General features: G+C 61.1%; 6 protein-coding genes and 2 pseudogenes. 4 read left to right on the forward strand and 4 right to left on the reverse strand.

Features of this window, described 5'->3' with window-relative positions:
• The 4 genes and pseudogenes from Q0S16_RS03565 to Q0S16_RS03580 all read left to right on the forward strand — a co-directional run.
• Nucleotides 1–886: efflux RND transporter periplasmic adaptor subunit (locus Q0S16_RS03565; RefSeq protein WP_295845145.1), on the forward strand; the 886-nt coding region annotated here is incomplete at its 5' end.
• Between the two features lie 39 nt (nt 887–925).
• Entirely contained in the window at nt 926–4,180 is a 3,255-nt protein-coding gene (locus Q0S16_RS03570; protein ID WP_295845147.1) for a CusA/CzcA family heavy metal efflux RND transporter, read from the forward strand.
• Between the two features lie 110 nt (nt 4,181–4,290).
• The gene (locus Q0S16_RS03575) at nt 4,291–5,757 is read left to right on the forward strand and encodes an efflux transporter outer membrane subunit (RefSeq protein ID WP_295845150.1); all 1,467 of its coding nucleotides are present in this window, start codon (nt 4,291–4,293) and stop codon (nt 5,755–5,757) included.
• Nucleotides 5,758–5,860: 103 nt separating this feature from the next.
• Nucleotides 5,861–6,525, forward strand: a pseudogene (locus Q0S16_RS03580) (IS5 family transposase); the annotation flags it as partial.
• Nucleotides 6,526–6,744: 219 nt separating this feature from the next.
• On the opposite strand, the gene Q0S16_RS03585 reads toward Q0S16_RS03580, so the two are convergent.
• The 4 genes and pseudogenes from Q0S16_RS03585 to Q0S16_RS03600 all read right to left on the reverse strand — a co-directional run.
• On the reverse strand, nt 6,745–7,119 hold the full coding sequence (locus Q0S16_RS03585) for a YidB family protein (protein WP_295845153.1): 375 nt from the start codon (nt 7,117–7,119) through the stop codon (nt 6,745–6,747).
• A gap of 69 nt (nt 7,120–7,188) precedes the next feature.
• A complete protein-coding gene (locus Q0S16_RS03590; protein WP_295845155.1) occupies nt 7,189–8,631 on the reverse strand; it encodes a DUF2252 domain-containing protein in 1,443 nt (480 codons plus the stop codon).
• Between the two features lie 294 nt (nt 8,632–8,925).
• On the reverse strand, nt 8,926–10,197 hold the full coding sequence (locus tag Q0S16_RS03595) for an acyl-CoA dehydrogenase family protein (RefSeq protein ID WP_295845156.1): 1,272 nt from the start codon (nt 10,195–10,197) through the stop codon (nt 8,926–8,928).
• Nucleotides 10,198–10,269: 72 nt separating this feature from the next.
• Nucleotides 10,270–10,745: pseudogene (locus Q0S16_RS03600) on the reverse strand (hypothetical protein); the annotation flags it as partial.

Consider the following 10,745-nt stretch of genomic DNA (forward strand, 5'->3'; position numbering starts at 1 on the left):
CTACAATATCGGAGACGAGGTCAAGTTCGGTGAGGTACTATTCGCCATCGATAGTCCGGACCTTCTCCAGGCCGAGTCGGCGCTGCTGGCGAGCGCCGGGGTGCTCGAACTGCAAAAGCGGACGCTCGCCCGCGCCACACAACTCGTCAGGGCTGGGGGCAGTGCCCAGAAGGATCTGGATCAGGCCACCTCCGATCAGCAGACCGCCGAGGGTAATTTCAAGGCGGCGCAGAACGCCGTTCGAATCTTCGGCAAGTCGGACCGGGACATCGAGCAGATTCTACTGCAACGGATGGTCGATTCAACGCTTGTCGTGACCAACCCGGTTTCCGGGATTGTGATCTCGCGCAACGCGGCACCGGGCTTGCTGAGCCAGCCGGGCTCGGTGCCGGCGCCCTACACGGTCGCCGACATCTCGACCATGTGGATGATCGCGAATGTCATTGAGACCGACGCGCCGTCCTACCGGCTCGGCCAGCCCGTCGAGGTCCGGGTGCCCGCCTATCCGGATCGAATTTTCAAGGGGCGGGTGACGACCGTCGGCGCGATGATCGATGCGATCAGCCATCGGCAACTGGTACGCTCCGAAATCGACGATCCGGAGCATCTGTTGCGGCCGGGCATGTTTGCGAATTTCCTGATTCAGGTCGGACCGCCGGTGCGGTCGCTGGCGATGCCGGCGGATGGTCTGGTCAGGGAGGGCGACGGCACGATGACCGTCTGGGTGACCACCGATCGCCGTCGGTTTGAACGGCGTACCGTCAGGGTCGGGTTGCAGCAGGACGGCTGGAGTCAGATTCTCGAAGGCCTTGAACCGAATGCGCGTGTGGTGACCGACGGCGCGATATTCCTGAGCAACAAGCTCGTTACTGGGGCTGAGGGCTGAGCTTCACCTTGGGTGGGGTCAGACGTCCGCGGGGGTTTCGTGATAAAATCCGTTCTTGAGTTCGGTCTGACGCGCAGTGCCATCGTCGTGCTGGGTCTTTTTGTGTTCTGCGCCGCGGGGCTGGTCGCTTTCGCGAAGCTCAATATCGAGGCCTATCCCAATCCCGCCCCGGTGATCCTGGAGATCACCGCGCAGGCCGCCGGATTGTCCGCCGAGGAGATGGAGAAGTACTATACGGTGCCGATGGAGGTAGGCCTCTATCCGACGCCCGGCGTCGCCAATATCCGTTCGACCTCGTTCTACGGCCTGTCCTTTGTCCGTGTCACCTTCAAATACGGGGTCGATTATTATTTCGCGCTGACACAGGCGTCGATCAGCCTGCAGCAGAACGTCAATCTGCCAGGCAATCTGGTGCCGACGATCCAGCAGTCCAGCCTGGTCGGTGAAATCTATCGTTATCAACTGGTCGGTCCGCCGCATTTCGGTCTCACCAACCTGCGGACGCTGCAGGATTATGTGGTGACGCGAAGGCTGTTGACGATTCCCGGCGTTGTTCAGGTCAATGCGTGGGGAGGGACCACCAAGCAGTTCGTCGTCGAAGCGGATACGCAAAAACTCGAGGCTTATAATATCACCGTCCCGCAGCTGATCGCCGCGCTGGGAAATTCCAACATCAATGTCGGCGGCCGCGAGATCACTATTGGCCAGCAGTCGGTGAATATTCGCGGCATCGGTCTGGTCGACAGCGGCGGTACCGACGACGTCACCAAGGGTTACAAGGTCGCGGATATCGAGAACGTGGTTCTGACCCAATCCGGCGGGCTGCCGGTGCAGATCAAGAACGTCGCCAAGGTGACGGTCGGATTCGTGCCGCGGCTCGGCATCGGGGGGCGGGACAGGGAGGATGACGTCGCCACCGCGATCGTGGTGATGGGGCGTACCCAGCACACCAACGACATCATCCCCTTGATCGAGACCGAAGTTCAGAAGATGAATGCCGACGGCAGCCTGCCGCCGGGTGTGAAGATCGTTCCGTATTACGATCGAAGCTCGCTGGTCGGCGTCACCACCCATACCGTTCTGCATAATCTGATATTCGGCTGTCTTCTCGTTTTCCTAATCCAGTGGATATTCCTCGGCGACCTGCGCAGCGCCATTATCGTCAGCGCCAATATTCCGTTCGCGCTGTTCTTTGCCATCATCATCCTGGTTCTGCAGGGCGAGGACGCCAATCTTCTCTCGCTTGGCGCGGTCGATTTCGGCATCATTGTCGATTCCGCCGTGATCATGATGGAAAACATCTTCCAGAATTTTCAATCATCGCCGGCGCATCGGCAGGGCGTTCTGAAGCGCCTCGCCGAAGGCTATTGGGGCGCTGATCCGACCTCGACCACCGGTCCCAATACGGTCAGTCCCAAATGGTCGGAGCGACTGCGGCTGATTTTTGTCAGCGCGGTTCAAGTCGACAAGGCGGTGTTCTTCACCGCGGCCATCACGGTGACCGCGTTCGTGCCATTGTTCACCATGCAGGGCGTCGAGGGGCAGATCTTCGGCCCGATGGCGCGGACCTATGGTTATGCATTGGCGGGCGCGTTGCTCGCCACCTTCACGGTGACCCCGGTGCTCGCCTCGCTGCTGCTGCCGAAGCATATCGAGGAGACCGAGACGGTCATCGTGCGGGCCCTGCGTGCCGGCTATACGCCGGTGCTGCGCTGGGCGCTGAGCAACGTCAGGCTCGCGGTCATTGTCGGCCTTGTTTTCATGGCGATCAGCGTGCTGGCGGCGTCGCGTCTCGGAAGTGAATTTCTCCCCGCTCTCGAGGAAGGCAATTTCTGGATCCGGGCGTCGCTACCGCCGACGATTTCGCTGGATGCCGGGACGGAGGCAACCGGCAAGATGCGGGCGATCATGCTCCGGCACCCGGAGGTTCTGACCGTGGTGTCGCAGCACGGCCGTCCGGACAATGGCAGCGATGCGTCACCATTCTCCAATGTTGAATTGTTCGCGCCGCTCAAGCCGTTCGACCAATGGCCGGCCGGCCTCAGCAAGGAAAAGCTCACCGAGCAGTTGCAGCAGGAGCTTGCTGAGGAATTGCCGGGGGTCGGCTTCAATTTCTCGCAATATATCCAGGACAATGTCGAGGAGGCGCTGTCGGGGGTGAAGGGGGCCAATTCGGTCAAAATCGTCGGACCCAACCTGCAGGTGCTGGAGTCGCTGGCGGTCAAGGTGATGGCTGAAATGGCCAGGGTGCAAGGTGTTGCCGACCTCGGCATCTTCCGGCTGCTTGGCCAGCCCAATCTCAATATCCGGATCGACCGCGAAAAGGCCGCCCGCTATGGCCTCAATACCGGTGATATCAATACCGTGGTTCAGGCGGCGCTGGGCGGCACCACGGTCACGACCATTCTCGAAGGCGATCGCCAGTTCGGGCTCGCCGTGCGGCTGGATCCGAAATTCCGTGACAGCATCGACGCGGTCCGGACCGTCAAGGTCGCCTATCAAACGCCGAGCGGCATCAATGCCTACATCCCGTTGAGCGAGCTGGCGAGTATCACCCTCGATACCGGCGCGTCCTTTATCTATCGCGAGCGCAGCCAGCGCTATATTCCCATCAAGTTCAGCGTGCGCGGCCGTGATCTCGGTGGCACGGTCACCGACGCCCAGGAGCGGGTCAGGACCAATGTCGTGCTTCCAAATGGATACCAGATCCTCTGGGCTGGCGAGTTCGAGGACCTGCAGAACGCCAAGAGCCGGCTGCTGGTCGTTGTCCCGATCACCTTGCTCCTGATTCTTGTTCTGCTCTATGGCCTGTTCAATTCGTTGCGCGACAGCCTGCTGGCGGTCGCCGGCATTCCATTCGCCATAGGTGGTGGATTGATCGCGCTTTATCTGGCGGGCCTCGACTTCAGCGTATCCGCCGCCATTGGCTTCATCTCGCTGTTCGGGGTCGCGGTCATGGATGGCATTCTCAACATCACTTATTTCAGGGAGCTGACCGCGGCCGGCATGAATGTCGGCGAAGCCGTGTTTCGCGGCGCTGAGCAGCGGATGCGGCCGATGCTGATGACCGCGCTCTCGGCGGGGGTGGGGCTTTTCCCCGCGGCGATCTCGCATGGCATTGGCAGTCAGGTGCAGCGACCGCTCGCAACGGTCGTCGTGGGAGGCATGTTCATCGGGCCTCTGTTGTTGCTCGTTGTCGCCCCCGCGTTGCGAAAGATATTTCTCGCGGCTGAAGCGCCGGTTGCCGTTGATCGCAACGCCTCGCCGGCCGCTGACGGGGCGGGCGAAGCATGATGGGACACCTGATGCGCGGCGTTGATTCAAGGCGGGCGGCGACAGCCTTGGCGCGATCACGGAAACCAGCCCTGCCATCCATGGCCTGTTGGCGGACTAGCAGGCACGCGATGCTGGCGTCGCTGATGGCCGCCGCCGTGTCGGGCTGCGCGGTTGGGCCGGATTTCAGACCGGCGCCGGCGCCCGACGTCAGCGGCTACACTCCGGAAAAGCTGGTCTCGCCAAATCCCGGCCCCGGCGGGCCCCGCGTTGCCGCGCAACATTTTGTTACAGGCGCTGCTGTTTCCGCGCGCTGGTGGTCGGCGTTCAAGTCCCGTCGGCTCGACGACCTCATCCGGTTGTCGGTCGATCACAACCCGACTTTGCAGGGCGCCGAAGCCGCGATCAGGGTCGCCCAGTTCAACGCGCAGGCCCAGCGCGGAATTTCATTTCCGCAGCTGACAGCCAATTCGGCGCCGTCGAGCCAATTATTCTCAAACAATCTGTCGTCGGACCCCGCGTCGCAGCTCAAATATGGCCTCTACACGAACCAGCTGACGGTCAGTTTCGCGCCGGATATATGGGGGGCGAATCTGCGCGCCGTGGAGAGCCTCGACGCCGTCACCGAGCAGCAATTGTTTCAGCTCGAGGCGGCCTATCTGGCACTCACCACCAATGTGGTGACCACAGCCATTCAGGAGGCCTCGTTGCGTGGCCAGATCGCGGCGGTACAGAGCATCGTGGCGATCGAGCGAAACCTGCTGGCGATTCTGAAACGTCAGTTCAACTTCGGGCAGGCCGCGCAGGTCGATGTCCTGGCGCAGGATGCCGCGCTTGCGCAGGCCGAGCAGTTGCTGCCTCCTTTGGAAAAGCAATTGGCTCAGCAACGTAATCTGCTGACAGCCCTTGCCGGTCAACTCCCATCCAACGAAGTTCCGCAGAGCTTCGATCTTGCCAGTTTCCGGCTGCCAGCCAATCTGCCGGTCAGCCTGCCGGGCAAACTGGTGGAGCAGCGTCCCGACGTCCGGGCGGCGGAAGCCAATATGCATTCGGCCAGCGCGCTGGTCGGCGTGGCGATCGCGGCAAGGCTTCCCAACATCACGCTGTCGGCCAATGGTGGCTCGAGCGCCTACAGGCTAGCGGAAAGTTTTACGCCGGGCGTGGGATTCTACACGCTGGTGGCCAGCGCCACGGCGCCTGTTTTCGATGGCTTCACGCTCTACAACAAACAGAAATCCGCGGAAGCCGCGCTCGATCAGGCCGAAGCGCAATATCGGGCGACGGTGATCACGGCATTCCAGAATGTGGCCGATGCGTTGCGGGCCTTGCAATCCGATGCCCGCGCCGTCAAGGCGGCGCGGCGTGCCGAGGAGACGGCGAAAGCCAGCCTTGATATCGTGCAGCAACAGGTCAATCTTGGACAGGTCAACCAGCTGGCTGTCCTGAACGCGCAGCAAACCTATTTGATCGCCGCCGTTACACGCGTGCAATCCGAGGGCAGCAGACTGACGGACACCGCGGCCTTGTTCATGGCGCTGGGTGGTGGATGGCCGGCCGCGTGCAAGGCTTCCGACTGGCGCCAGTGTGCGGATCGCTGATGCGGTCCGGCCTGGTCGACCGGTCTGGCCTTATTGAATCATGCGCTAGGGTCTGTTGGGGTTCAGGATTCCCACCCGGTGTTGGTTGTGATTCAAGCTTTGAATGGACCGATTCGTTTTGACTGACGCCCAATGGACGAGGATGGAGCCGCTTTGTATCGGCAAGCCGAACGATCCCGGTCGCAGCGGCAAGAACAACCGGCTTTTTATCGAGATCGTGCTGTGGATCGCTCGAACGGGCAGCCCTTGGCGGGATCTGCCGCCCTCGTTCGGTCGCTGGAACAGCGTGTTCACGCGCTTCCGCGACTGGGTGAAGGCAGATATCTGGAAGCAGTTGTTCGACGCTGTCTCCGGCGACCCCGACATGGAGTACATCGATGCCACCATCGTCAAGGTCTACCGCCACGGTCAGGGCGCAAAAGGGGAACGCAAAATCAAGCAATCGGCCGTTCGAACGGCGGCATGAGCACTAAAATCCTGGCTCTCACCGATGCACTCGGCAATCTCGTGCGCTTTGTGCTTCTGCCTGGACAGCGCTTCGACACCGTCGGCGTGCCGGCGCTCATCGACGGATTGGCCTTCGACGCGCTCATCGCCGACAAAGCGTTCGACAGCAACGCTATCATCGCCGATCTCGACGCGCGCGGCGCCAAAGCCGTCATCTCCCAGCATCCCTGCCGCGCAACGCCTCTTGCCATCGATAAAGAGATGTATCATTGGCAGCATCTGATCGAGAACTTCGTCGGAAAATTGAAGCAATTAAAACGCTAGGCGCCGTCTGGCCCTCGTCACGACGTCCGGGTCATGACGCGCCGTCTGCGGCGAGACCGCCTCTCCAGTCGCCCGGTAGGCTCCATCCGACGCGGTCTCGCCGGAGGAACAGACAGTTCACTCAAGACGGCTTCAGCGATCTGCTGATGCGCAGGTCCAACCTAACTCTGAATGATCCGCGACAACTATTCCATTTCTCGTTGACATGGGGGGCCGTCAGACCGGCTTCAGTGTGCCGTGCGGGCTCAGTGCTTCGATGACAGCCGGCAAATGTTTCGCGAGGACGCTGAACACTTGATCGGGCGGCATGTTGAGTGTCGTCGAGATCTTCTCGACAACGCCGCCACCGACTGCTTTCTCCAGTTGCTTAGCCGTCATTGGCTGATTGGGAGTATTGCCAAGCCATGAGGCAATCTGAGGAAAGAGTCCGGATTGCCGTAGCTTGTCGAGCAGGCCCTGCAACGGTCCCAGACTGGTCTGGGCCAGCGCCCTCGACAACAACTCCGGAAGCAATTTTGCCTCCAGACCGCCGAGAAGGCCGCTTGTCAGTTCGTCGAAAATTCCATCATTTATGCCGTTGCTGTCCAGCACTACAGAATCACGAGCCACCGTTCCGGTCTATCCGTGCGTCGGCTCAGGCGACTTGGATCTGATGGACCGTCACCGGTTCGCCGGAGGTTTTCGCGCCACAAACTTTCCTGCCGGCTTGCGGGCGATCTTGCCAGGTGGCTTTTTCGCCGGCGCCTGGTCGCCCCTCGCTGTGACCAACGCGGCATGGTCAAGCATGGTCTGTTCGGCATAGGCGATCGCAAAGGACGCGATCGCTTCGTCGATCACTCCGGTCTTGCCCATGTAGCCGGTGATGATGGCGGGATCGCCGGATCGCGCATGGGCGCGCGCCAGGGTACGGCCGCACAATTCGGCATAGTCCGACAGCGCCTCGCCTTCACTGATCTCGCTGATGCCGCCCAGCCGGCGGTTCTTCAGCGTACGAATGTAGAAGTCGCGGCCGGAGGCGGCGTCGCGCGCATAGCCGAGGAAGATGTCGGTAGCCGCCTGCATCATGCGCTGGCCCTCCACAACCCGGCGCCCCTGGTTGCCCTTGTAACGGACCTGCTTGTCCAGCCGCTCCAGGATCGAAGGTTGCGCTTGCTTGATTTGCAGGAATAACGGCTCGCCGTCGCCGGTGATGAACAGCGATACGCAGCAGAATGTTCCGACGGAGCCGACCCCCACCGCCTTGAAGGCCGAGTCCTTCAGGACGAAGCGATCGAGTAGCCGCTGGCGGTCCGGCAACAGATCCTTGTAATAGTCGGTGAACATTCGGGCGATGTCGATGCTGTGGCGGGCATCGGCCGCGGCGTCGAGGTGAAAGATCGTCGGCGGCTTGTCGACAATCCGGGGATCCGCGCCGGCGGCGAGGTGCGGAAAATTATCGTCGCGCGCCAAGCCCTCGTCCCGCGCCTTGGCGATGATCGAGGCCAGCTTGCGGCGCAATCCGCCATGGCCGATGACACCGATCTGTTCTTCCAGATCGATCCGGCTGTGCCAGACATCGAGCGGCGACATCTTCGACATCACGGCCATGTGTCCGCGATAGGCCTTGACCGCGCGGGCGGCGATCAAGCGCGCCTGCTTGCGCGACATGTCACTGCCGAGCGCTGCCACCGCCACGCTGGCGGCGAGGCGCTTGAGGTCGACCGTGAAATCGACCCCGGCCAGCGTCTCGTCGAAATCGTTGACGTCGAACAGGATGTTGTTTTCGGGGGTGACGAAGGCGCCGAAATTCATCAGGTGGCTGTCGCCGCCGGCCTGCACGGCGATGCCCGCCATCGGTTGACGGGCGAGATCGGTCGCCATGACGGCCGCGGCGCCGCGCAGGAACGCAAACGGGCTGAGCGACATCCGCTTGTAGCGCTCGGGCACGAGTTCAGGCACCCGATCGCCATCGCTCTCAGCGAGGATTGCCACCGCGCTGCGGGTCAGCGGACCCTTCAGCTCCGCATGGGCTTCGCGGGGCGTCTTGCGGCGCTGGGCCTTGCCTTGCGCCAGCCGTTCGGTGCGACTGCTTAACGTGGCGGTCGTCTGTCTTTTTCGAGCCATCGCCATCATCCTTTTGCAGCAAGCGGCCGCGCCGTGATCGTCAGCAACATCTGTAGCTGCCCGGGCAATAGCGGCAAGAGCGGCAGCCGCGAGACCAGAAATTTAATCTGCCAGCACAGAGAAAAGACAGCTGAATACGGTGCCTCCTTGTGCACGATATTGACATGGTGAGCCAGCCGGGGCGCCCGGGCTATGGTGCGTCTTTGAAAATAGAACCGCTGCCATGGTCCGAGGTTCAACACGAAGCGGTTGCGCGACGATTGACGGAAGCGCAACCGCTCTTGCGAATACGCGCTACAGCGTCAATTCGTGCCGCCCAACCACCATCCAGTGCACCTCATCGGGGCCATCGGCAAACCTCAGATGGCGCACGTCGGTGTACATCTCAGCCAGCGGCGTCCATTGCGAGATTCCGGTCGCGCCGTGCATCTGGATCGCCTGATCGATGATCTTGCAGGCCCGCTCAGGCACCATGGCCTTGACCATGCTCACCCAGATCCTGGCCTCCTTGTTGCCGAGCACGTCCATGGCCTTGGCTGCTTTCAGCACCATGAGTCGCATCGCCTCAATCTCGCAGCGCGCCTGGGCGATGATCTGGAGATTGCCACCGAGATGCGCGATCTTCTTGCCGAACGCCTCACGCGTCAGGCCTCGCGCGACCATCATGTCGAGTGCCTTCTCGGCCTTTCCGATGGTCCGCATGCAATGGTGGATGCGACCAGGTCCGAGACGTAGCTGCGAGATCTCGAAGCCGCGTCCTTCGCCGAGCAGTATATTCTCTTTCGGAACACGGACGTTGTTGAAACGCATATGCATGTGACCGCGAGGCGCGTGATCGTGCCCGAACACATTCATCGGCCCGAGCACTTCGACACCGGGCGTATCTGTCGGTACGAGAATTTGCGACTGCTGCTTGCTGGGCGCGGCGTCGGGACTTGTTCTGACCATGACAATCATGATCTTGCAGCGCGGATCGCCGAGACCTGAAATGTAGTATTTCTCGCCGTTGATGACCCACTCGTCGCCGACGAGTTCAGCGCGCGTCGACACGTTCTTGGCGTCGGAAGACGCGACATTGGGCTCGGTCATCGCGTAGGCGGATCGGATTTCGCCGGCCAATAGCGGCTTCAGCCATTTTTCCTTCTGGGCCGGCGTGCCAACGCGTTCGATCACTTCCATGTTGCCGGTGTCCGGCGCAGAACAATTCATGCTCTCCGACGCGAGCGGGTTTTTACCGAGCTCACTGGCGATATAGGCGTAATCGAGGTTCTTGAGGCCTTCGCCGGTCTCGGAATCAGGCAGGAAGAAGTTCCAGAGGCCGACTTCCTTGGCCTTGTTCTTCGCTTCACCCAGAATATCAAGTTGCTCCGGGGTAAAGGACCAGCGATCGGTCTTTTTTTCGCCGGCGCGGTAGAACTCCACCGACATAGGCTCGACAATTGTTGTGATGAACCGGCGGACGTGATCGTAGAGCGGCCGGACATTCTCCGACATTCGTAGATCGTTCAGGGTATCTTCGGGGGAAAGCGTGTAAGGCGTGTGCCGGGCGGCATAGGCGGGCTTCATCGTTTCGTTCTCCCTGTACGCGCGTTCTTTTCGCCATCTCGCATGGATGACTAAGCCGCTTTATTGACATGATCAGATCGACTTGTCGAAGGCCATCTGGTTCATCCTCGCGAGGGATGGATTGCGCGCGCGTATATATTGCGAGAATATTCCGTCACGCGCAGCAATGATGACGATGTCACCTGTTTTCCGAGAAATCTCCTCGAGCATTTGGATCACACTGCGGTTCCGCAGCGGTCCCTTGTGCAGCCACGTTCCCAGGAGGGCGACGCGCGGGGACGGCAGCAAACCGCGTCGTTCGGGCAAGTATTCCATATATCCGCGCTCGACGAGCGACCGCAGCAAGATGGACGTCGACGATTGCGGGAATGACGCGCGCTCCGAGACGCGGGCGTCACGTTGGATCACCACCAAAATTATTGGCGTTCCGCAATAGATGCTTCGGGTGCTTGACGCCTGTCCGTTTCCAAAACACTCTCGCCACTCAGTCGCGCGATCAACGAAGAACGCTCGCCTGACGACGAATAAAACAAGAAAATACACTTGGG

This window comes from Tardiphaga sp. (assembly GCF_025356345.1).
GTDB lineage: Bacteria > Pseudomonadota > Alphaproteobacteria > Rhizobiales > Xanthobacteraceae > Tardiphaga.